This is a genomic window from Deinococcus sp. LM3 (genome assembly GCF_002017875.1).
In the GTDB taxonomy this organism is placed as follows: Bacteria; Deinococcota; Deinococci; order Deinococcales; family Deinococcaceae; genus Deinococcus.
Genome location: NZ_MUFV01000003.1, coordinates 1 through 22500 on the forward strand (window position 1 = coordinate 1; position 22500 = coordinate 22500).

The window sequence follows — 22500 nt, forward strand, 5'->3', positions numbered from 1 at the left end:
GGTCGCACAAAAGCCTTAAAGGCGCCAGATGAAGGGCGTTCAGGGGTGGGTAGCCGGGCGAGGTACAGCGCGGGTTCGCCGTGCATGTCGCTGGTGAACAGCACGGCCTGCTCGTCGGGCGTGAAGGACGGGTGAGGGTGCGTGACCTGCCGGCTGCCCAGGTGGACCCGCCACGACGAGTGGTGGCCGGCCAGGGGGCGGCTGGTGCGGGTACGCAGGTCGAACAGGTGCAGGAAAGGGTCGGGTTCGAACTGGTGAGCGCTGGCGTCGGCGACGTCCTCGGGAGGGCCGCTGCCGTCCCCGACGAGCAGCGTGCCGTCAAAGTTACTCATGAGGTGCGAGCAGGGCGGCATGGTCATCAGGGTCTCGTTCGTCAGGGTGTCGGGGTCGGCGGCGCAGATCAGGCGGTCGCGCTGCCCGGCGCGGTACAGCACGTAGATCAGCCGGGAGCCGTCGGGCACCCAGAACTCGTGCGTGCAGGACTCGCCGGGCACGTGTGGCCGCACGGGACGGGGGTGCCGGCCGTCCCCGTCGATCAGCCACATGCGCTGCTGCACGAGGTCGTGCGGCCCCTCGTGGCAGTACGCGACGGTGGGCGCGCGGACGCCGGCCGGGCCGCTGTTCGGTGGGTCGGGCCGGTACATGGGGTGGCCCAGCCAGCGGGCCTCCTGTGGATGACCTGCGCCTGCCCGCTGCGCAGGTCGATGACGATCAGGCGGCAGCGCGGGTTGCGATGGAAGGTGTCGCGGAAGCCCGCCCAGCTGTCGAGTGGCAGCAGGTCCCCTCGGCGACCTCGATGCCGACCATGTGCGTGCACTCGCTGTTCGCGACCAGGTGCCGTAGCCGCGCTGGCCGTCCGGGACGGTGTACACGACGTCCTCGCGCAGGGTGTCCAGGTGCACGCGGCGCAGTTCACGGCCCGCCTTGACGTAGTACGCGGCGCGTCGTCGGGACTCAGGAACGCGCCGAAGGTGTTGTCGCCGGGGCCCTCGGTCAACTGCGGGCCTGCTGGGTCGCGAGGTCCAGCAGGTAGAGGTTCCAGTCACCGTCGAACAGACCGCCGAACAGCAGCCGGTCACCGCCTGCGTGAAGCAGCGCTGGTAGAAATACGTGCGGTGGCAGGTGACGTCGCTCGGCGTGAGGCGCGTGACGGCCGCGCCGGTGTCCGGGTCGGTGAAGGTATGGGGGTCAGGGAGCGGAGCTGGCCTTTGGGCACGGGAAGCCTCGATTGCAGGAGTGCGGGCGGGTCAGGGACCGACGAGGTCCTCGCGGACGGGCGTGAACATGTCCAGCAGTTCCCCGTCGCTGACGGCGAGCGCCTCGTGCGGCACGCCGCCGGGAATGCTGAGGCTGTCCCGGCGTGCAGGGTGTGGCGGTGTCGCCCAGCACGAACTCGAAGGTGCCGGACAGGACCAGGGTCAGCTGCTCGTGCGGGTGGTCGTGGCGGCGCCGCGCGCGCCGCGTTCGAACCGGACCTGCATGGCCATCAGCTGCTGCCGCGCGCGGCGAGTCGGCGGTCACGCCGGGTTCGGCGGGCGACCAGTCGGCGCCCAGGATCGGGGGGGGGAAAGCGGGCGGGTTCGGTCATGCGTGCGTCTCCGGGTGGGGGCGTGAGGGAACGGCGGTGGCGGCAGGGCGCCCCGGTGGCGGATGGCGTGCGCGGCGCAGGCGTGCGCGGCGCGCGCGGCCTGCTCGGGCGTGTGGGCGTGGGTCAGCGCGTGCAGGAACGCGCCGTTCCAGGCGTCCCGGCGCCCGTGGTATCCAGGACGTCCGGGACGGCGGGCGGGAACGTGCTGCGGGTCCGCGTGTGGACTGCACAGCCACGCGCCGCCCGCGCCGGCCTTCAGGGCGACCGTCACGCCCAGCGCCGCGAAGGCCCGTGCGGCGCCCGGCGCGTCCACCGAGGTGTGGTCCAGCGCAGAGTGGTCCAGCAGCGCAGCGTCCGCCGGGAAGCTCGGCAGCAGCAGATCCACGAAGGGCAGCAGCTCATGCAGCGCGGCGCGGGCCGCGTCCAGCCCGGTTCCGTCACCTGCCCGGTCGGCCCACAGGCGCGGGCGGTAGTTCGGGTCGAACGCGACGCGCGTGCCGCACTGGCGGGCGAGCTGCGCGGCGTGCCGGGTGGCGGCCTGCGCCGAAGCGCTGATCGCCTGCGTGATGCCTGAGAGCAGCAGCGTCCGGCTGGCGGCGACGTACGCGGCGTCCACGTCGGCCGGACTCAGGTGAGTAGCGGCGCTGCCCGCGCGGCGGTACGTGAACTCGCGTTCGCCGTCCGCGTGCAGTGAGATGAAGTACACGCCGTTCTCGCCGTCCACCAGCGGCGCGTGGGTGACGTCGATCCCTCGGCCTGCCATGCGCGGCGCAGTCCGTGGCCGAACGGGTCGCTGCCGACGCGGCTGATGAACCCACAGCGGCTCCCGAGCCGCGCGGCGCTCACCAGGGCGTTGAGGGTGTCCCCACCGCAGGCCCGCGTGAGCTGCAGGGCATCGCCGAGCGGGCCGTCCGCGCGCAGTTCCACCATGCACTCGCCAAGCGCGATCAGGTCCAGCGGTCGGTGCACAGGGTGAGTCACAGTGGCAGTCCCGCCTCGCGCAGCGCGGCGCGGGTGGCGGCCTCCACGGCGTCCCAGTCGCCAGTCTCGACAGCCCGGGCGGGAAACAGGTGGCCGCCCAGACCCACCGCGAGCGCCCCGGCATCCCGGTAGGCGGGAACCTCGTGCGGACGGACTCCGCCGGTCGCCATGAGGTGCAGGTGCGGCAGCGGGCCGCGCAGGTCGCGGATGAAGCCGGGGCCGCCCGCGCTGGCGGCCGGGAACACCTTCAACACCGGCGCGCCCAGCCGCGTGGCCCGCAGGGCCTCGCTGGGCGTCAGCACGCCCGGCAGGTAGGGCACGCCGAGGGCCTGCGCCTCGCGCAGCAGGTCTTCGTCCAGGTGGGGGCTGACGAGGAACGCCGCCCCGGCCATGACAGCCTCGTGTGCCTGCGCGGCGGTCAGGACGGTACCGACGCCGACGGTCACGCCGCGCAGTTCAGCGCGCAGGGTGCGCAGGGCGTCCGTCACACCAGGGGTCGTGAACGTCAGTTCCAGGACGCGCAGTCCGCCCCGCGCGGCGGCATGTGCCGCGTGGACGGCGGCCGCCACGTCCGGGGCGCGCAGGACGCCGACCACGCCCGCCGCGCGCAGCGTCTCCGTCAGGGTGTCGGCCTGCGCGGGCCGGGCCACGTCAGCGGGCAAGCCAGCCTCCGTCCACGACCAGCACGTGCCCGTTCACGTAGTCGCTGGCGGGCGCGGCGAGGAACACGGCGGGCTGCGCGAGGTCCTCGGGGCGGCCCCAGCGTCCGGCGGGAATGCGGTCCAGGATGGCGCGGCTGCGGTCCGGGTCGGCGCGCAGCGCGGCCGTATTGTCGGTCGCGATGTATCCGGGCGCGAGGGCGTTCACGTTCACGCCGCGCGCCGCCCACTCGTTCGCCAGCGCCTTGGTGAGGCCCGCCACAGCGTGCTTGCTGGCCGTGTATGCGGGGACGCGGATGCCGCCCTGGAAGGCCAGCAGCGAGGCCACGTTGATGATCTTCCCGTGTCCGCGCCCGAGCATGCGGGCCCCGGCGGCGCGGCACAGGCGCCACACGGCCGTCTGGTTCAGGGCGATCACGTCGTCCCAGTCGGCGTCGCTGAAGGCGTGGGCGTCCTCACGTCGGATGATCCCGGCGTTGTTCACCAGGATGTCCACCGGCCCCAGCTGCGCTTCCACGTCGTCCAGCAGAGTGTCCAGGTCGGCGCTGGTCTGGGTGCTGAGGTCCACCTGGAAGGCCGCGAAGCGTCGCCCGGCCGCCTGCACCTGCGCGCCGGTCGTGCCGTCGTGGTGACCGTAGGTGGTGACGGCCACGTCCGCCCCGGCCTGCGCGAGGGCCACGGCCAGCGCCTGCCCGATCCCGACGCCGCCGCCCGTGACGAGCGCCACGCGGCCACTCAGGTCGAAGGGGTTGGTGATCACAGCATCCCCACGGTCTTCTGCACCCAGCCGACGTCCGGGTCGAGTTTCACGCCCTGCGCGCGGCCGTCCCCGGCGAGGAACCACAGGTAGTACCCGGCGTAGCCGGGGGCGCTGACGTACGTGTGGTACCCGTGCGGAATGGCCAGCAGCGTGTCGTCGCGGACGGTGTGCGTGTCGTCGTACCCGCGTTCCGGCGAGTAGTGGCGGGTCAGGCCCCAGCCTTCGGGGCTGGACACGCGGAAGTAGTACATCTCCTCGTGGAACTTCTCGCTGCCCGCGTTCTCCTCGTGGCGGTGCGGGGGGTAGGTGCTCCAGTGGCCGCTGGGCGTGAGGGTCTCCCCGACGATCAGGCGACTGGCGGGCAGGCCATTGGGCGCGACGAGAATCTCGCGGAACTGCCGGGCGTAGTTGAGGGTGCCCCACTGACCGGTGTTCACCTGTTCGGGCCGGATCTCGTAGGGGGCGGTGTCGAGGTCGCTGGGCGCGGACGGCAGGGCGCCCTGGAAGTCGGTGTGGGCGGTGACGGTCCAGGTGTGCCCGCGCGGGATGTACACGCTGTGCGGCAGGCCGGTGAAGACGCTGGCGCGTCCGCCGACCGACTCGAAGGTGTGGTCGCCGACCTGCACGCGGGTGCGGCCGCTGAGGGCGACGAGGAGGTGCTCGCGGTCCCCGGACTCGCCGCTGACGCTCTGAGTGGCCTTCAGGTTGAGCTTGGCGAAGTCCAGCAGCTGGCAGGAGTCGTCCTGAAGGGGTTGCAGCCCCTCCCCACCGCTCAGGGTATGGAAGTGAGGGCTGGAGGTGGCGGGGGCGCTCACTTGACGAACCCCCCGGCCTTCAGGGCCGCGTAGGCGTTCTTCTCGTACCCGGCGAAGTTCAGGCCGTTCAGGCCGTCCGTGAAGGACTTCCAGTTGCCGTCGTTCAGGGGCCGCTGGCCGAGCACGAACTGCACGAGCGATTCGGACACGTAGCGGTCGATGTCGGCCTGGTTGGGCGCGGCGGGCACCACGAGGTCGCCGCTGCGGTCGATCCAGTTGTTGTTGCGGCGGGTGTCCATCAGCAGGTTGTAGACGTTCACGGAGCGGCCGTCACTGAATTTCAGGGTGCCGTAGCGGCCCTTGAGTTCCGCCGCCTGACCGTTCAGCGCCAGGAAGCGCAGCTGCGTGTTCGTGAGGCGGCCGTTCACGTTGGTGGTCGTGACGGTCGGCACGCCGCCGACCAGGGTGTAGTCCGTGCCTTTCTTCCCGAACGCCAGCTGGAAGTACCCCTCGCCGCTGTGCGCCCACTCCAGGAATTTCGCGATGGCGGGGCCCTTCCCGGCGTCCATGGCCTTCTTCGACACGACCAGCAGCGTCCCGGCGTTCGCAAATGTGCCCATGGAACGGCTGCCGCTCGGGCCTTTGGGGACGGGCACGAAGCGCAGGTCGCCCTTGGGGTTATTCGCCTCAAAATTCTTGAACCCGGCGATCAGGCCGCCGACGCTCTCGAAGAACAGGCCGCATTTGCCCTGCTGCCAGCGGTTACGCAGGTCGCTGCGTTTCATGGTGGCCCAGTCGGGGTCCATGACCCTGGCGTCCACGAGTTTGCGGACGTACTCGGTGGCCTTGCGGTAGTTGGGGTTGCGGACGTTCGCGGCGAACGCGGCGCCCGCGCGGTAGTTCCAGGTGCCGGGCACGCCGTACGCGCCGTACACCCACTGGAAGTGGTTGCCCAGGCCCAGGCCGGGCAGGATACCGGCGGTGTCGAAGTCGATCACGCCGCAGTAGCCGAAGGTGTCCTTGCGGCCGTTGCCGTCCGGGTCGCGTTCCGTGAAGGCGCGGGCGACGTTCAGGAACTCGTCGAGGGTGGTGGGGGTCTTCAGGTTCAGTTTCTCCAGCCAGTCCTGCCGGACCATGATCCCGTACTGGCGGCTGAGGGTGGCGGGTTCCTGCAGGCCGTACATCTGCCCGTTCTCGTTCACCAGGCCGTTGCGCATGGCGTTCCCGTAGCGGGCCTTGGTGCGCTGCGGCATCTGCGGCAGCAGGCTGGACACGGGCGCCACCTGTCCCTGGCGGATCAGCTGGTAGAACAGGTTGCGGTTGCGGATCTCGAACAGGTCCGGCAGGTCGTTCGCGGCGGCCAGCGACCCGAGTTTGTTGTCGCCGTCGGCGCCGGTGGGGAGCATGGTGAACTTGAGGTTCACGCCGGTGCGGGCGCGGATGACCTCGCCGGTGTCCCATCCGGCGGTAGGGGCGGGCGCCTCGGGGTTCGCGGCGTACAGCGCGACCGACAGGTCGGTGGCTTTCTGCGCGTGCGCGCCGAGCAGGGCGCTGAGCGTCACGAGGGCCAGGGTGCGGGCGGTGGTGCGGGTCAGGTGCGTCATGGTGGAACCTCCGGTCTGGGGGGTGGGCGGTGTGGGGGTGGGCGGTCTGGGGGTGGGCGGTGCCGGTCTGGGGTGCGGGGGAGGGCGCTCAGCCCTTCACGCCGCCGGACAGCGTGCCGGACGTGAAGTACCGCTGAATCCACGGGTACACGAGCAGCATGGGAATGGTGGTCAGGACGACGGCCGCCATCTTCAGGGCGTCCGGGGGGCGGTGGTGGTGGCGGCCGATTCGACGTACTCGGCGGAGTTCAGGCCGGTCAGGATGTCGCGCAGCACCACCGGCAGCGGCATCATCCGCGCGTCGGACAGGTACAGCACGGGTTCGAAGAAGGAGTTCCACTGCGTGACGGCGTAGAACAGCCCGATGGTCAGCAGGATCGGTTTGGACAGCGGCAGCACGATGTGCCACAGCACCTGCAGGTCGCTCGCACCGTCGATCTTCGCGGCTTCCTCCAGGCTCTCGGGCAGGTTCTGGAAGAAGTTCTTCATGACGAGCAGGTTGTAGACGCTGACCGCGCCGTGCAGCAGCAGCGCCCAGTACGTGTTCAGCAGGTTCAGGTCGCGGATCACGAGGTACAGCGGGATCAGTCCGGCGCTGAACAGGAACGTGAACAGGATCACGCCGGTCAGGAACTTGCGGCCCGGCAGGTCCGGGCGCGACAGCGGGTACGCGGTGCAGACGGTCAGGATCATGCTGATCAGCACGCCGCTCAGCGTCAGGAACACGCTGTTGCCCAGCGCGCGGATCAGGGCGGGTTGCCGCAGCAGTTCCTCGTAGGCGTTGAAGGACACGGCGCGCGGCAGCAGGCTGGTCGTCTGCCCCAGCGGTGTCAGGCTGACCGACACGACGTACACCAGCGGGATGAGCGTGGCGAGCAGCACGGCGATCAGGAAGGCGTTCACGGTACGGTCGAACGCGCGGTCGTTCTGGCGGCGGACTCGGGTCATGCGGGGCTCCTCACAGCAGCGTTCATGGGGGTCAGTACAGGCCCTGACCGGCGAAGCGGCGGGCGATGCGGTTGGCGATCACGATCATCAGCAGGCCGATCAATCCCTTGAACAGGCCCACGGCGGTCGCCAGCGAGAACTGGAAGTTCTGGATGCCCTGGCGGTACACCCAGGTGTCGATCACGTCCGCGACCGAGTACACCGGCAGCGAGTACAGGACGTAGATCTGGTAGAAGCCGGCGTCCAGGATGTGCCCCAGGCGCAGCAGGGTCACGAGGACGATCACGTCGAGCATGCCGGGCAGCGAGATGTGCCGGATGCGCTGCCAGCGGGTGGCGCCGTCCACCTCGGCCGCCTCGTACAGCGAGGGGCTGATGCCGATCAGCGCGGCGAGGAACAGGATCGCGCTCCAGCCGGTCTCCTTCCAGATGTCGCTGAAGATCACGACCGCGCGGAACGCGCCGGGGTCGGTCAGGAACGACACGGCGTCGCCGCCGGCCGCGATCACGCCCTTGTTGACCAGACCGCTGCCGGGCGAGAGCATGGCCAGCAGGATGCCGAACACGATCACCCACGACAGGAAGTGCGGGAGGTACGTGACGGTCTGCGTGACGCGCGCCAGGCCCTTGCGGGTGCTCTCGTGGATGGCGATCGCCAGGATGATCGCCGGGGGCAGCCCGATCAGCAGTTTCGCGAAACTGATCAGCAGGGTGTTCGTCATCAGCTGCGAGAAGTAGAACGACGAGAAGAACGCCTGGAAGTGCTCCAGGCCCACCCAGGGACTGTTCAGGACGCCCTGCACCGGCTGGAAGTCCTTGAAGGCGATCTGCGCGTTCCACAGCGGCCAGTACCGGAACAGCGCGAACCACAGCAGGCCCGGCAGCAGCATCAGGTACAGGCCCCGGTGGCGCCACAGGCGGGCCAGCAGGCGCTGGCGGGGGCTGCGGCGGGCGGCGGGCGGGGCAGAGCGGATCACGTTCGTCATGGGTGGGACCTCCTGCGGCACGTAAGCGCCCGTCACCGGGGCCTGGGCGGACTCCGGCGGGTGGATGGGGGTGCGGGTTGGGTGAAGCCGGTCGGGGCCGGTCAGGTCATGGGGTGAGGCGGCGGAACGCGGCGCGGTCGGTCAGAGGGGTCGGTCGGGAGGCGGCTGGCCGGTGGCGGCGGGTCGGTCGCGGCGGGCCGTGGGGGGAGGCCGTTTCAGGGACTTCGGGGCGGGGCGGTCGTCTCGCGGACGACCAGTTCGCTGGGGTAGTCGAGGACCGTGCCGCGCACCGTCTCGCCGGCCAGCGCGCCGGCGAGCAGCCGCAGGGCGCTGTCGCTCATGTCGTGGATGGGGTGGCGCACGGTGGTCAGGGCCGGGTGGCTCTGGCTGGCGGCGGCGATGTCGTCGAAGCCCACCACGCTGATGTCCTGCGGGACGCGCAGGCCGCGGTCCTTGACGGCGTCCATCGCGCCGAAGGCGGTGGCGTCGCTCGCGGCGAAGATCGCGGTGGGGGGGTGGGGCAGGTCCAGCAGTTCGCGGGCCGCCTCGAACCCGCGCCGCTGCGTGAAGTTGCCGGGCCGGATCAGGGCGGGATCGAGCAGGCCGCGTTCCCCCATGGCGTCGCGGTAGGCGCGCAGTCGCTCGTGGGCCTGACTGGACCCGTCGGCCCCGGCGATGAAGCCCACGCGGCGGTGCCCGAGGTCGAGCAGGTGCGTGGTCGCGGCGTGCGCGCCGTGGTACGAGTCGGCGCGGACGTTGGGCAGGTCGGTGGGCGTCCCGAAGTGGCTGATCAGCACGATGGGCGTGCGGCTGCGTTCCAGGACGCCCAGGTGCTGCGGGTCGTCGGTGGGAACGACCAGGATCAGTCCGTCGGCCAGTCCGCCGCTGAGGGCCGCGACGCGTTCGCGTTCGCGGGCAGGGTCGCGGCTGGTGGTGAAGACGCCCAGGTCCAGGCCGGCGCTGCTGGCGGCCTCGGCGGCGGCGCGGGCGACCTCGGCGAAGTACGGGCTGACGAGTTCCGGGACGACCATTCCGACGAGGTTGGTGCGGGCGCCGCGCAGCCGCCGGGCGGCGGGGTTGGCGACGTACCCGAGGTCACGGGCGGCCTGGATGACGCGGGCGCGGGTCTGCTCACTGATCCGGCCGGTGTTGTTGAGGGTCTTGGAAACCGTGACGGCCGACACGCCGGCAAGGCGCGCGACGTCTGCGATGGTGACGGGGGCAGTCATGGGCACTCCTGTGATGGGGCGCGGATGCTCCATCAAGATCTGGGTTAACGATTACCCAGACTGTAACACCCACCCACCCGCGCGTCAATGCACGCCCTGCACGTCCCCACCCTGAACGCCCCGCGCATCCCGTAAGCTGGGCGACATGCTGCGCCGCGCCCTGAACACCCTCGGCTGGACGGCGGCCGGAGTCGTGGCTCTGGGCGTCACCAACACCTACCGCTTCCAGACCACCACCCACCGCGCCGCCCTGCACGGCCTGACCCGCCCGGTACGGATCGCGCACCTCAGCGACCTGCACTACGGCATCTTCATGCGCCGCCGCTCGGTGCGCCGCTGGGTGCAGGCCACCCGGCAGGCCCGGCCGGACGTGATCGTCATCACCGGCGACTTCCTCGACAGCGGCGTCGGGCGGCGGCACCACACCAAGCTGCTGGCGGAACTCGCGGACCTGCACGCGCCGCTGGGCGTGTACGCCGTGTGGGGCAACCACGACTGGACCAGCCTGAACACCAACGCCACCCGGCAGCAGTTCGCCGAACAGCTGACCCGCGCCGGCGTGCGGCTCATCAACAACGCCGGCGTGCAGGTCCGTGACGACCTGTACGTCGCAGGCGTCGACGACTGGTGGTTCGGGCAGCAGGACCTGAACGCCGCGTTGCAGGACCACGCGGGCGGCGCAGTCGTCCTGCTGGCCCACAACCCGGACTACCTGTCGCAGGTGCCGCACTGGGTAGGCCTGACCCTCAGCGGCCACACGCACGGCGGGCAGGTCCGGCTGCCACTCATCGGACCGCTGAAGAAACGCAGCACCCTCCTGAACGTCCTGCGCGGCTGGGTGCGCGGCGACCGGATCGTGCAGTGTCCCGCCGAGGGCACGCCGGGCGTCACGCCGGCCGGACAGGCGCTGGGTTTCGTGTCGCGCGGGCTGGGCGTCACGGGCGTGCCGCTGCGCTGGGACTGCCCGGCCGAACTGGTGCTGCTGGACCTCCACGCCCCCTGATACGGACTCCGATTGAAGGGTCTTTGCAGTCCCCTCAATCCGAGCGAAGCGAGTGGGAGCAGAAGCGGGCTGCCGGGCGTGGAGTTGGCAACCCGGCGATGTTCCGGGTTGTCAGCGAAACAAACGGCAGTCCGTATGACCCGGCGGAACCGCCGTCAGAGGCCCGCGTCAGGGGGCGTGAGGCTGGCGGAAGGGTCGGCTGACGGCGCGTCGGGCGGCCACAGGGCGTCCAGGACGGCCTGCACCGCCGGCGTTACCGGGCCGGGCCGGACGACCGTGCCGTACGTCCGGGAGACGGACCAGGGCAGGGGGCGCGCCAGGACGCCCGGCGGCAGTTCAGGCATCGTGAGGTGCGGCAGCACCGCGAACCCCAGTTCACCGGCGACCATCGCGGCGATGGCGGCCTCGCTGTTCAGGCTGAGGGCCGGCCGCACCCGGACGCCGTGGCGGGCCAGGGCGTCCGGGACGCGGCGGTCATGTGGGTCGCCCAGGTGGATGTACGGCCGCTGCCACGCGCCGGGCAGTGTCCAGTGGGCGGGCAGGACCAGCAGGTAGGGGTCCTCCCCGAGGGGCCGGGCGTTCAGGGCGCTGCCGGGCAGCAGCTGGGTGAGGCCCACGTCGGCCTGCCCGGACTGCACGGCGCGGTACACGGCGTCACGTTCGAGGTGGGCGTCGTCGACCGCGACGTTCACGCCGGGGGCCACGCCGCGCAGGCGCCGGAGCGCGCCGGGCAGCAGGTGCCGGGCGAGGCTGGGAAAGGCGGCGACGGTGACGGTCCCGTGCAGTTCGGCGCTGCGGGCCAGGTCGATCAGGGTCCGGGCGGCGTCCACGAGGCGCTGCGCGCCGGGCAGGACGCGCTGCCCGGCCGGGGTCAGCTGGACCCCCCGGCCGCCCCGGCGGAGCAGCGGCACGCCCAGGGTGCGTTCCAGCAGCCTCAGCGCGTGGCTGAGCGCGGACTGCGTGACGTTCAGTTCGATGGCGGCGGCGCTGAAACTCCCGCGCTGGGCGGCGACGACGAAGGCCCGCCACTGCGCGAGCGTGGGCTGCGGCCCCTGCCCGCACGGTATGTCGGCAGGCGGCGTGGCAGCGGGCGGCGCGACCTGCTGACCGGTCGGCTGGCTGGTGGGCTGTCCGGTGGGCTGGGCGGCGTGCTGGGATGCGGGGGATGGCCCGGCCATGAGCTTCATTCATAGCACGGGCCGAGCCCCGCAGGGCGGCTCGCCTCACGCGGTCGGGCGGTCCGTACAGTCCGGGAAGAGAACTGCCGCCCCCCACAGGTCATGTGCACGGCCGGATCGGAAGACCCCCGGTCCGTCTCTTCCGCGCCGCCAGGAGCGGTTCTCCCCTGCCGCCCCGCCCCCTCGCAGAATTCAGCCGGAGTCCGTCTCGACCCAGGAGTGCCATGTCCCAATCACTGCCGACCTCGCCGCCATCTCAGCCTCCTGCGCACCCGGACTCCACCGGCCTCACGGTCCCGGCGGCCACGCCCGGCGACTGGTTCACGCGCACGCGCGAGCTGGCCCTGACCCTGACCGGCTGGCCCAGCGTGACCGGCACGCCCGGCGAGCAGCAGTTCCCGCTCCAGCTCCGGAACCTGCTGCGCTCATGGCCGGCGTTCCAGAGCGAACCGGAACGGGTGTGGACCGCTCCGGCCGGAACGTCCGCGAACCTGTACGCGCTGGTCCGGGGTCAGCAGCCCGACACCGTCATCCTGAGCGGGCACTTCGATACGGTCGGCACCGGCGCCTACGGGCCGCACGCCCCGCACGCCTTCACGCCGCACGCCCTGCGGGACGCGCTGCTGCGTCACCTGGACCGCCCCGACCTGAGCGGCCCGGAACGGCAGGCGCGGCAGGACCTGCTCAGCGGCGAGTTCCTGCCCGGACGGGGCCTGCTGGACATGAAGGCCGGACTGGCCGCCGGGCTGGCCGTCCTGGAACGCTACGCGGCCCTGGCACCCGCCGACCGCCCCGTGAACCTGCTGCTGATCGCCTCGCCGGACGAGGAGCAGCGCTCCCGCGGCGCGCGGCAGGCAGCGGCCGACCTGCCCGCCCTGACCCGGCAGCGCGGCCTGCGCGTCCGGCTGGGCATCAACCTGGACGCCACCAACGACGCCGGTGACGGCCGCGACGGACAGGCGGTGTACCTGGGCACCACCGGCAAGGTGCCCGTCACGGCCCTGATCCTGGGACGCGCCACGCACGCCTCGTACCCCTTCGACGGAACCAGCGCCGCCCTGATCGCCGCCGAACTGGTCAGCCGGATCGAAACCAACCCGGACCTGACCGACACCGCCCACGCGGATCACAGCCCGCCCCCCGCCTGCCTGGAACTGCGCGACAGCCGCGCCGGGTACGACGTCACGACCCCCGCCCACATCTGGTGCGCCTTCAACGTGCTCACGTACCGCCGCAGCGCCGCCGAGGTCACGGCGCAGATCCTGCACGAGGCGCGCGGGGCGGCCCGGACCGCACTGACCCGGCAGGCGCAGCACGCCGCCCGCTGGGACGGCATCAGCCGCGCCGCACCGGAGGCGGCGGTCCTCTGCTTCGCCGAGCTGCGCACGCAGGCCGAGCGGCAGGTCGGCGAGGCGCGCGTGCAGGCGCTGCTGTCGGCACCCGACCGCACCGACGATCCCCTGGCCGAGAGCCGCGAACGGACGCTGGCCCTGGCGCAGGCGGCGGGACTGAGCGGCCCGGCCGTCATCGTGGGCCTGGGCGCCGTCCACTACCCCGCCACGCACGTGGACGCCGACCTGGGCCGGCAGGTGACCGACACGCTGAAGACCTTCACGGAGCAGACCGGAGTGCCCGTCCGGGTGCGTCATCACTTTCAGGGCATCTCCGACATGAGCTTCCTGGGGCACCGACCCAGCGAGGCGGACCGGGCCGCCACCCGCGACCTGACCCCCACGCCGGGCGATCAGCCGGACCGGGCCGACACCCTGTCGTTCCCGACCGTGAATGCCGGACCCTGGGGCCGGGACTACCACCAGCAGTTCGAACGGATTCATCAGCCCTACTCGTTCGGGACGCTGCCGGAACTCGTGTGGCGGCTCGCGCTCATGCCTGCGCTGGTGACCCCACAGGGGCCGGGCCGCCCGGACTGATTCCGGCCGGTCGTCCGGGCGGTGTCCATGTCATTTTTCGCGTCTTGAAGGACGTCTACCGTCACCATACGCGTCAATCTCATGGCGGCGGTATGCAACCGCACCGTCGCCAGCGTGGCGTGACTTTCACAGGAGGTCAATAATGTAACTGTGCAAACTCTTCAAGCAGCCGTTCCAAAGGAGCATTACCCGGGGCTGACGGTTGAGCGGCTTTGTGAGCGCTTCTGGCATCTTTCACCATACTGAAAAGGAGATCATCCCCTCCCGGATCACTCATCGACGGGAGAAAAATACCTGCTGCCATTTTTGAATGCTGCCGGAAGTCTGGAACATCTTCGATGGAACATGCCTTTAGCAGAAGGTCTGAGAGAATGCCCACCCGCAACCGCTGATCTGGTGTCCACGTTTTGCAATCAAGCAAGAGGCCCTGCAAGGCCGCCCAGTACCCATCGAGAAGTTGAACGGTATAGAGGTGCGGCCGAATAGCCAGGAGCAAACGCCGCATCTCCAGATTGTCCGTCGTCGCATGGGCGGCAACCCCGCGTATATCAGGATCACCCGCAAGTAACTTTCGGCGAAAATCTAAAAATGGCAGACCATTTGGGCCGCCAACAATGAGGACATCACAAACTGTTTGATCATGGATGCCCTCTGGCCCCGGATTAAGAACTGCAATCATGGTCATGGTATTGGACCTATCATACGGATTCCGTCTGTTTCGCTGACAATCAGGGACTTCACCGGATTGCCAGCTCCACGCCTGGAGGGGCGTTTCTCTCCCACTCTGCAGAGCAGCTCTGCAAGTCGCATCCGCTCCGATTGAATGTCTTTGCAGGCCATTCAATCGGAGTCCATATCATATGCTGGCCAGTGTTAAGAGAATTGGCGGCTTCCTCATCATGCATTTTATCAGTAGGCAATAGACCCCTCCCCTGCGAAAGCAGATTTTCGGCCTATCCCGTCCCTCCGCTTTTACTGCCTATATAAGGAATTCGAACACAGATTCGAGGACCAGAGGGACTTTCGCAGGAGGTCTAGTGTTTTGGCAGCTCAGGGCCGCGCAGGAAGGCCGCGCCCAGCAGGGCGGCGTTCTCGAAATGCTGGCTCTGCCGCACCTGGGTGCCGGGCGGCAGCCGTGACTGCAGGGAATCGCTGAACTGCCCGGAGGCCCGGCTGATGTTTCCGCCCAGCACCACCCGTTGCGGCCCGAACGCCTGCACCCAGGGGGCCAGGACGTCCCCGAGCGTCTGTCCGAACGCCGTCCAGACCGGCCCGGACTGACTGGCGTCCAGTGCGGCCAGCTGCCGGGCGTCCAGCGCCACGCCCAGGTGCCGGTGGGTCAGGCGGGTCAGGGCGGCGCCGCTCACGGCGTCCTCGACGGTGGCGCCGCGGAACGGGGTGTTCCACAGTTCCCCGCCGGGCGGCACGCCGGGGCCACCGGTCTGGACCTGTCCGGCGCGGATGAAGCCCGAGCCGATGCCGGTCCCGAGGGTCACGCCGATGGTGTCGAGCTGTTCGCCCGCACCGGCCCACCATTCCCCGAGGGCGAACAGGTCCGCGTCGTTCCCGAACAGGATGGGGGTGTCCTGCAGGGGCGTGCCGCGCAGCCGGGCCAAGAGGGCGGCGCGGGCGTCCTGGCCGTGCAGCGCCCGGAACTTGTGGGTCATGCCGGACACGCCGCGCGCCGCGTCGAAGGGACCGGGGACGGCCAGTCCGAGGTGCGTGACCGTGACGGCCTCACCGGTCCCGGCGAGGGCTGCGAGGGCCGCTTCGGCCCAGCCGCCGATCAGGGTGTCGTGCGGGGCGTCATGGGACAGGTCCAGCCGGATGGGGGCAGCGGTCACGGCGCGGCCGCGCAGGTCGACGGGCGCGGCGGTCACGTGACTCCCGCCGATGTCGAGCGCGACGGCGACTGCGCGGCGGGAAACGGAGTGGGGTTCGGACGAATCGGGTTCGGACGGGTGCGTCATGCTGGACCTCTGCTGGGACGGGAAGGGAGAGGGAACGGGCGGCCGGTTTCAGGTCAGGGCGACCGCGCGGAAGTCGTTGAGGTTATGGCCGGTCAGGCCGGTGTGCAGGGTGTCCCCGAGCGCCTCGAAGAAGGTGTGAGAGTCGTGGCGGCGCAGGAACTCGCGCGGGTCGAGTCCCAGGTGTCCGGCGCGGAGCAGGCTGTCCGGGGTCAGGAACGCGCCGGCGGCGGGGCTGCTGCCGTCCTGTCCGTCCGTACCGGCCGACAGGGCGTGGACTCCGCGCAAGCTGGGTCCGGTCACGGCCAGCTCGGTCAGCAGCGCCAGTGCGAACTCCAGGTTCCGTCCGCCCCGCCCGGCGCCGGGGGTGAGCGTGACGGTCGCCTCGCCGCCCGACAGCAGGACGACCGGGGGCGGCAGGGGCGTGCCGTGCGTCCGGATGGAGTGGATCACGGCGGCGTGAAAGGCCCCCAGGGACCGGGCCTCGCCCGTGAAGGTGTCGCCCAGGATGACGGCCCGGAGGCCGCGCGCCTCGATGAACGTGCGGGCCGCGTCCAGGAAGGTGCGGTTGGAACCGATGACCTCCCAGGTGGCGTTCGGCAGGTCGTGCGGCGTGTCGGGTGCGCCGGACCTCAGGTGCGCGCGGGCTTCCGGGGCGGGCAGCCCGTAGCGGTCCAGGACGGCCAGGGCGTCGGCGTGCGTGGTGGGGTCGGGCACGGTCGGGCCGCTGGCGATCACGGCCGGCTCGTCGCCGACCACGTCGGAGAGGATCAGCGAGTGAACGTGCGCGCGGGTCGCCGCGGCCAGCTGACCGCCCTTGACGCCGGACAGGTGCTTGCGGACGGTGTTGATCTCGTGGATGTCCGCGCCGCTGCCCAGCAGGTCGCGGGTCAGTGCCTGCTTCTGGGCGAGGGTCACGCCGCGCGGCAGGCTGAGCAGGGCGCTGCCCCCGCCGGAGATCAGCACCAGCGCCCGCCCGCCGGCCCCGAGCGCCCCGAGGCGCGCCAGGGCCCGCCGCGCGGCGTGTTCACTCGCGGCGTCCGGCACCGGGTGCGGGGCGCGCAGGACCTCGGCGTGGCTGGGCAGGGTAGGGCCGGGCAGTGGTTCACCGGGGGGCAGGTGATCGGACGTGCCGCGCGGCGTGATCACCAGGGCGGGCACACCGGGGTAGGCGTCCAGCGCCGCGCGGGCCATGGGCACACTGGCCTTGCCGACCGCCAGGATCAGGTCGGGGGCCGGCTGGGCGCGCAGGAACGGCTCCAGCAGCCGCGCCGGTGACGCGGCCTGAAGGGCATGCAGGAAAGCGCCGTGCAGCAGGGCTCGGAGGTCGGCGGGGGCAGCGGTCATGGGTCTCCTGGTGGGGTGTCGGGAGGCTGGCGGCGCGGAAAGGACCGGGACCGGCGGGTGTCGCCGGGCGGTGTCGGTTCAGGGTACGCCGCCCTGAACGCGGCGGGTAGCCCGGTGCAGGCAGCGCGGTTCACGGTTCACTCAGCACATCCGCCTGAAATAGTTGCATTCTGCAACCATGCGATCCCCCGGAGCACACCTGAACGGCCCAGACCTGAACGGCCCAGACCTGAGCAGGCCAAACATGAACGCGCAGCCGCTGCGCTTCCTGAGTGCCTACTGGACCGTCTGGCAGGGCCTGGGCAGCCGGTTGCAGCAGGCCATTCAGGGCGCGCACGACCTCGACCTGCGGACCTTCATCGTCCTCAGTCACCTTCAGGCGGCGCCGGTCACACCCAGTCAGCTGGCGGACACCCTCGACCTGCCCCGCTACGAGGTCGCGCGCGTCCTGCGCCGCCTGGAGGAACGCGGGGCCCTCACCCGCACGACCCTGCCCGGAGACGGCCGCCGGCACGCCCTGCAGGTCACGGCCAGCGGCGCGGCCCTGTGGCGCGCCGCCCTGCACACCGCCGAGCAGAGCGCCGCGCCCGCCATCACGGCCCTCGGACCGGACCTGCACGCCCTGACCGCCGCCCTCGAACGCCTGACCACCCTGACCCACCCGGAGGCCACCCCATGACCAGCCCAGACCCCACCAACACAGACCCCACGCCCACCTGCCCCTTCGGCTTCGGCGAGTCCCTCACCCGCCACGCCGGGGCCTCCCCCACCACGCCCGGCACGCAGCAGGTCGCGTCCTTCCAGAGCGCGCGGGACGTGCTGCGGAGCGAGAACGTCCGGCAGGCCGGATTCGGCGCGGAACTCCTGCAGGAGTCCGGACTGCTGTCCCGCCAGCCGGTGCTGTACGCCGAGGGTGAGGAACACCACGCCATGCGGCGCGACACCGCCCGTTACTTCACGCCCGCCACCGTCGCGTCGTACCACCCGATGATCGCCGCGCTGTGCGACGACCTGATCGCCACCCTGCTGCGTCAGGGACGCGGGAACGTGGACGACCTGAGCCTCACGCTGGCCGTGCAGGTCGCGGCGCAGGTCGTGGGCCTGACCGACAGTCTGCTGCCGGGCCTGGAACGGCGCGTCATGACCTTCGTGGAGGGCGGCGACCCCCAGCAACGCCCCGCGCCGGGCGGCCTGGCAGGGCAGGCGCGGCAGATTCTGGAACAACGCCACCTGCTGGCGTTCTACCTGCTGGACGTGAAACCCGCCATAGCGGCGCGCCGCCGCCAGCGCCGCGACGATCTGATCAGCCACCTGATCGACCGCGAGTACAGCGACCTGGAAATCCTGACCGAGTGCCTCACGTACGGCACGGCCGGCATGGTCACCACGCGCGAGTTCATCACGGTCGCCGCGTGGCACCTGCTGCGCTCCCCGGACCTGCGCGGCGAGTACCTGCACGGCACCGAGGCCGAGCGGCACACCATCCTCCACGAGATCCTGCGCCTGGAACCGGTGGTGTCCAGGCTGTACCGCCGCGCCCAGACGGACCTGACCGTGGAAGGACAGACCGTCCCGGCCGGCACGCTACTGGAACTGGACCTCCGGTCCGTCAATGTCGACCCGGCCGTGGCGGGCGAACACCCCGGCGCGCTCTGCCCGGCCCGGCCGCTGCCGCGCGGCGTGCAGGCACCCGTCATGGCGTTCGGCGACGGACACCACCGCTGCCCCGGCGCCTTCCTGGCCATCCGCGAGACAGACACCTTCCTGCGCCGCCTGCTGATCTGGCAGGACCTGCACCTGGAGGCGGAACCCACCGTCACCTTCAACGAGGTCGTCAAGGGCTACGAATTACGCGGCCTGCGCGTCAGCACCCGGCAGGGACGCAGCCGAACGGCAAACCAGTAACCAGCACGCGGCCATACCGATTCCCCACCCGGTTCGAAGTGACTGTGCCTCGCACGCCCAGCTGAACCACATCACCAGCCTCAGCGGTCTCGTCCCCTACAGCACCTTGCACAAAAGTGCCATGTCCCAGGAGATGGCGCGGGACTTCTTCGCATCGACAGAAGACCTCCAGCGCCGAGCCAGGAACACGCCGGACAGCGCGTTCCTGGCCAAAAGGACCGGTATGGAGTCGGGTTGCGGCGATTTCTCGCCTTATTCGCCGCGATATATGCGGCGATTACGGGATAGAATCGCCGCATGACCCACTTCCGGCGCCAGTACCTGCACGACCACCCTGGTTGGACGGACTTCACATGGGACAGCGCGGCCCTGTCACATCTCCTCGAACAGGTGAATTTCCAGCGCGGCGCGCTCAGCGGGCAGCTGAGTATCCTGGGGCTCGACGCCCGTCAGGAAGCGCTGCTGGACGCCCTGACAGACGACGCGGCCCGCAGCAGCCGCATCGAAGGGGAGCTGCTCGACGAACTGGAAGTCCGTTCGAGTGTGGCCCGGCGGCTCGGTCTGCCCTACGGCGGACTGCCGGAACTGCACCGTGACGTCGTCGGCGTGGTCGACGTCACCCTCGACGCGACCCGCAACGCCCACCTGCCCTTGACCGAGGATCGCCTGTTCCGCTGGCACCGGGCCCTGTTCCCGAACGGGCAGCGTGGCGTCACCCCCATCGTCACGGGTGCGTACCGCACCGACGCGGACGGACCCATGCAGGTGGTCGGCAACCGCCTCGACAACCCCACCGTGCATTTCCAGGCGCCGGCCGCCGGGCGCGTACCGGACCTGATGACGGCGTTCCTGGCGTGGCTGGAAGCGCCTCAGTCTCTCGATCCGGTCATCAAGGCCGGGCTCGCGCACCTGCATTTCCTGATCATTCATCCGTTCGAGGACGGCAACGGCCGACTCGCACGGACCCTCACGGACCTGCTCCTCGCCCGGGCCGACCGCCGCCGCGAGCGTCATTACTCCCTGTCCCGGCAGATTCAGGAGCATCAGCGGGCGTACTACGAGATCCTGGAACGCACGCAACGGCAAGCCACGCCGGACGTCACCGCGTGGCTGCACTGGTTCCTGCAACGCGTTCTGGACGCCACGGCCCAGACGCAGCGGGCCCTGAGGGCAGTGCGGACCAAACGCGCGTACTTCGACCGGCACCGGACCGCGGCCCTGAACGACCGGCAGCTCGGTGTCCTGAACCGACTGTTCGAGCCGTTCGACGGGAAACTCACCCGTCAGAAATACGTGCGGCTCGTCGGAAAGCACCCGGTGCCCGGCACGCTGAGGCGCCAGGCGATCAGTGAGGACACCGCCCTGCGCGACCTGGAGGGCCTCGTGTCGGCCGGCCTGCTCATCCGTGAGGGCGCCGGGCGGGGCGTGCACTACCGCGTGCTGCTTCCCGACGAGGCAGACACCCCGGCCTTCAACGCGGACGTCTTCACGACCGGACGCAGGGACGGAGCAGATGAGCCATGATTCCAGCAGCCCATCGCAGAAACAGACCCCGGCTCGGCGACACACGCGTCCTGACCTATAGGGTAAGACCGCAGGTCAGCATGGAGTGGAACCTGCTGCGTTGCATGGCCGCCCGCTCCTGAATCGGAGCAGGTCGGCCATCCTCCAGGCGTGATCCGTTACTCCCGCTATCATCCGCGGGATTCAGTCCATGCACTGCCATCCACCGGAGTGACCGATGAGGTCGCGCCCAGACAGTCGGTCACCGTTCGCTCGTCAGTCCTGAAGGGAGTGACTACAGATGGACCGGGGCGTCCGAACATCAGAATGAGCTGGACAGTGGGCTGGCTGTAGACCCCTCCGGTCCGCGTGTCAGGTGGGCGCACGGGTGCAGGTGAACCCGTTGTAATACAGTTCGTCGCGCTTCTGCTTGTTGCTGTTCTGGTTGAGGTGCTCATGCGCCATGTGCGCTTCGTAGGCCTGCCTGGATACGCTGATCACGACGAAGCCATTGGTGTCCACGGCGCTGGTGGCATGGCAGATCAGGATCTTGTCCGGGTGGTTCTCGCCGTAGCTGCCGCCGTTCCCGCGCGGGTAGCCGGGCAGGTCGGACTTGACCACCACGCCGTCGGGCAGGGTCACGGTGTCCGGCGTGGCGGCGAGGGCAGAGCCGAAGCACAGGGCGGCCAGCAGGGTCAGGATTCTGGGCATGGATTCCTCCGGTGGAGTCGGGCGAAGTTCACAGATTCTCCCTCGAAGTGTAGTTTTTTTCATATCGAGTTGCCTGGGAATTCCCTTCACGTTCCGGACGGCCGGGTTCTCCCAGCGCCCCGGACTCCACCGAGATGCAGCGCTTGGCCACTTGACCCTGACACTGACGTCAGGGTCTAGCCTGAGGGCATGCGAATCGGTGAACTCGCCGCCCGGACCGGCTGCAGCGTCCGCGCCCTGCGGCATTACGAGCACGCGGGCGTCCTGAGCAGCGTCCGGCAGGACAACGGCTACCGGTCGTTCACGCCGGACGACGTGGCGCGGGTCCGCCTGATCCGCCTGTTCCTGTCGGTCGGCTTCACGCTCGACGAGATCCGCCGCTTCGCGCCGTGCTGGCAGGCAGGGCGCGGCCCGGACGATCCCGTCGAGGCGGACGTCGCCGCCGACTTCTACCGCCGCAAACTCGCGGACATCGACGCGCAGCTGCGTGACCTGCACGTCATCCGTGACCGCCTGACCACGCAACTGGGCGAACTGACCGGCACCAGCCCGGCCTGCGCCCCCACCCTGGAGGACTCCCATGAACCTGACCCTCGTCCGTAACGCCACCCTGCGCCTGGAACTCGCCGGACAGACCGTCCTGATCGACCCGATGCTGGGGAACCCGCACAGCCTGCCGTCGTTTGCGGGGTGTCCCCCAACCCGACCGTGCCCCTGCCCGTCCCGGCACAGGATGTGCTGCGCGGCGTGACCCTGCTGGTCGTGTCGCACCTCCACCCGGACCACCTCGACCCGGCGGCGATCCCGGCCCTGCCCAAAGACCTGCCGGTGCTGTGCCAGACGGGGGATGAGGCCACCCTGCGCGGGTACGGGTTCCGGGACGTCACGCCCCTTCAGGACACGGTCAGCGTGGCGGGCCTGACCTTCACCCGCACGGACGGCGAGCATGGCAGCGGGGAGATCCTCGCGCAGATGGGGGCCGCGATGGGCTTCGTGCTCCGCGCCCCCGGCGAACCGACCCTGTACTGGGCGGGCGATACCGTGCTGATTCCTGCCGTGACCGACACGGTCACCCGTGAGCGGCCGGACGTGATCGTCACCCACTCGGGCGGCGCGGCGCTGGGCGGCACGCTGCTGATCATGGACGCCACGCAGACGGTGGAGGTGCTGCGCGCCGCGCCGGACGCGACGGTCGTGGCCGTGCACCTGGAGAGCCTCGACCACTGCTTCTCCACCCGCGCCGATCTGCGCCGCGCCGCGCAGCAGGCCGGGGTGGAGGCGCGACTGCGCGTCCCGCAGGACGGCGAGACCCTGACCCTGGTGTGATGCCAGCCCTGGCGGGTACCGGAGCGTCAGTGCCACCCGCTGCCTGCCCGTCCCCGCGCTCGAGGTACGCCTGTCGCGTTCCGCTGAGACTCTCCCCGCCGCGCGGCCCGCTCGCCCAGG

21 protein-coding genes are annotated in these 22500 nt (G+C 70.5%); 7 read left to right on the plus strand and 14 right to left on the minus strand.

The window, feature by feature from the left end; translation table 11 throughout:
- The 9 genes from BXU09_RS21985 to BXU09_RS16055 form a co-directional block, all read right to left on the minus strand.
- The coding region (locus tag BXU09_RS21985) for an oligogalacturonate lyase family protein (protein ID WP_276205853.1) at positions 1 to 644 on the minus strand (644 nt) is incomplete at its 3' end.
- 873 nt (positions 645 to 1517) lie between these two features.
- Entirely contained in the window at positions 1518 to 2351 is an 834-nt protein-coding gene (locus tag BXU09_RS16020) for a PfkB family carbohydrate kinase (RefSeq protein ID WP_240501442.1), read from the minus strand.
- Between the two features lie 214 nt (positions 2352 to 2565).
- The gene (locus BXU09_RS16025; protein ID WP_240501444.1) at positions 2566 to 3231 is read right to left on the minus strand and encodes a bifunctional 4-hydroxy-2-oxoglutarate aldolase/2-dehydro-3-deoxy-phosphogluconate aldolase; all 666 of its coding nucleotides are present in this window, start codon (positions 3229 to 3231) and stop codon (positions 2566 to 2568) included.
- The gene (gene kduD / locus BXU09_RS16030; RefSeq protein WP_205684173.1) at positions 3221 to 3988 is read right to left on the minus strand and encodes a 2-dehydro-3-deoxy-D-gluconate 5-dehydrogenase KduD; all 768 of its coding nucleotides are present in this window, start codon (positions 3986 to 3988) and stop codon (positions 3221 to 3223) included. Before kduD ends, BXU09_RS16025 begins: the two co-directional genes overlap by 11 nt.
- The gene (gene iolB / locus BXU09_RS16035; RefSeq protein WP_078305359.1) at positions 3985 to 4803 is read right to left on the minus strand and encodes a 5-deoxy-glucuronate isomerase; all 819 of its coding nucleotides are present in this window, start codon (positions 4801 to 4803) and stop codon (positions 3985 to 3987) included. The genes kduD and iolB overlap by 4 nt, the downstream gene beginning before the upstream one ends.
- Entirely contained in the window at positions 4800 to 6347 is a 1548-nt protein-coding gene (locus tag BXU09_RS16040) for an extracellular solute-binding protein (RefSeq protein ID WP_078305360.1), read from the minus strand. The genes iolB and BXU09_RS16040 overlap by 4 nt, the downstream gene beginning before the upstream one ends.
- Before the next feature lie 192 nt (positions 6348 to 6539).
- Positions 6540 to 7295 carry a carbohydrate ABC transporter permease gene (locus BXU09_RS16045; protein WP_205684174.1) on the minus strand — a complete coding sequence of 252 codons (756 nt, stop codon included), beginning with the start codon at positions 7293 to 7295 and terminating at the stop codon, positions 6540 to 6542.
- Positions 7296 to 7326: 31 nt separating this feature from the next.
- Positions 7327 to 8280: an ABC transporter permease subunit gene (locus BXU09_RS16050; protein WP_205684175.1), complete on the minus strand. Its 954-nt coding sequence runs from the start codon at positions 8278 to 8280 to the stop codon at positions 7327 to 7329.
- A 215-nt stretch (positions 8281 to 8495) separates the two neighbouring features.
- Positions 8496 to 9509, minus strand: coding sequence for a LacI family DNA-binding transcriptional regulator (locus tag BXU09_RS16055; RefSeq protein WP_078305361.1), 1014 nt, complete (start codon positions 9507 to 9509; stop codon positions 8496 to 8498).
- Between the two features lie 145 nt (positions 9510 to 9654).
- Here BXU09_RS16055 and BXU09_RS16060 point away from each other — a divergent pair, with 145 nt between their 5' ends.
- Complete coding sequence (locus BXU09_RS16060; protein ID WP_078305362.1) at positions 9655 to 10512, plus strand: metallophosphoesterase; 858 nt, start codon at positions 9655 to 9657, stop codon at positions 10510 to 10512.
- A 155-nt stretch (positions 10513 to 10667) separates the two neighbouring features.
- On the opposite strand, the gene BXU09_RS16065 is transcribed toward BXU09_RS16060, so the two are convergent.
- Positions 10668 to 11699: a LysR family transcriptional regulator gene (locus tag BXU09_RS16065; RefSeq protein WP_078305363.1), complete on the minus strand. Its 1032-nt coding sequence runs from the start codon at positions 11697 to 11699 to the stop codon at positions 10668 to 10670.
- A 215-nt stretch (positions 11700 to 11914) separates the two neighbouring features.
- Here BXU09_RS16065 and BXU09_RS16070 point away from each other — a divergent pair, with 215 nt between their 5' ends.
- Entirely contained in the window at positions 11915 to 13621 is a 1707-nt protein-coding gene (locus BXU09_RS16070; protein ID WP_078305364.1) for a M20/M25/M40 family metallo-hydrolase, read from the plus strand.
- Positions 13622 to 13757: 136 nt separating this feature from the next.
- Here BXU09_RS16070 and BXU09_RS20400 read toward each other — a convergent pair whose 3' ends face one another.
- The 3 genes from BXU09_RS20400 to BXU09_RS16080 form a co-directional block, all read right to left on the minus strand.
- Complete coding sequence (locus tag BXU09_RS20400; RefSeq protein ID WP_144012298.1) at positions 13758 to 14306, minus strand: hypothetical protein; 549 nt, start codon at positions 14304 to 14306, stop codon at positions 13758 to 13760.
- Between the two features lie 349 nt (positions 14307 to 14655).
- On the minus strand, positions 14656 to 15591 hold the full coding sequence (locus tag BXU09_RS16075; protein ID WP_078305365.1) for an ROK family protein: 936 nt from the start codon (positions 15589 to 15591) through the stop codon (positions 14656 to 14658).
- 48 nt (positions 15592 to 15639) lie between these two features.
- On the minus strand, positions 15640 to 16935 hold the full coding sequence (locus tag BXU09_RS16080) for a glycerate kinase (protein ID WP_078305366.1): 1296 nt from the start codon (positions 16933 to 16935) through the stop codon (positions 15640 to 15642).
- Between the two features lie 178 nt (positions 16936 to 17113).
- On the opposite strand from BXU09_RS16080, the gene BXU09_RS16085 reads away from it, so the two are divergent.
- The 3 genes from BXU09_RS16085 to BXU09_RS16095 all read left to right on the plus strand — a co-directional run bounded on the left by BXU09_RS16085 (position 17114) and on the right by BXU09_RS16095 (position 20364).
- Positions 17114 to 17614, plus strand: a complete 501-nt coding sequence (locus BXU09_RS16085; RefSeq protein ID WP_078305367.1) for a MarR family winged helix-turn-helix transcriptional regulator — start codon at positions 17114 to 17116, stop codon at positions 17612 to 17614.
- Positions 17611 to 18840 carry a cytochrome P450 gene (locus BXU09_RS16090; RefSeq protein ID WP_078305368.1) on the plus strand — a complete coding sequence of 410 codons (1230 nt, stop codon included), beginning with the start codon at positions 17611 to 17613 and terminating at the stop codon, positions 18838 to 18840. Before BXU09_RS16085 ends, BXU09_RS16090 begins: the two co-directional genes overlap by 4 nt.
- A gap of 297 nt (positions 18841 to 19137) precedes the next feature.
- Complete coding sequence (locus BXU09_RS16095) at positions 19138 to 20364, plus strand: DUF4172 domain-containing protein (protein WP_078305369.1); 1227 nt, start codon at positions 19138 to 19140, stop codon at positions 20362 to 20364.
- A gap of 351 nt (positions 20365 to 20715) precedes the next feature.
- On the opposite strand, the gene BXU09_RS16100 is transcribed toward BXU09_RS16095, so the two are convergent.
- Positions 20716 to 21054 carry a hypothetical protein gene (locus BXU09_RS16100; protein WP_078305370.1) on the minus strand — a complete coding sequence of 113 codons (339 nt, stop codon included), beginning with the start codon at positions 21052 to 21054 and terminating at the stop codon, positions 20716 to 20718.
- A gap of 189 nt (positions 21055 to 21243) precedes the next feature.
- Here BXU09_RS16100 and BXU09_RS16105 point away from each other — a divergent pair, with 189 nt between their 5' ends.
- Positions 21244 to 21657 carry a MerR family transcriptional regulator gene (locus BXU09_RS16105; RefSeq protein ID WP_078305371.1) on the plus strand — a complete coding sequence of 138 codons (414 nt, stop codon included), beginning with the start codon at positions 21244 to 21246 and terminating at the stop codon, positions 21655 to 21657.
- Positions 21658 to 21762: 105 nt separating this feature from the next.
- Positions 21763 to 22380: an MBL fold metallo-hydrolase gene (locus tag BXU09_RS16110; RefSeq protein ID WP_240501445.1), complete on the plus strand. Its 618-nt coding sequence runs from the start codon at positions 21763 to 21765 to the stop codon at positions 22378 to 22380.
- The last annotated feature ends 120 nt before the right edge of the window (positions 22381 to 22500 follow it).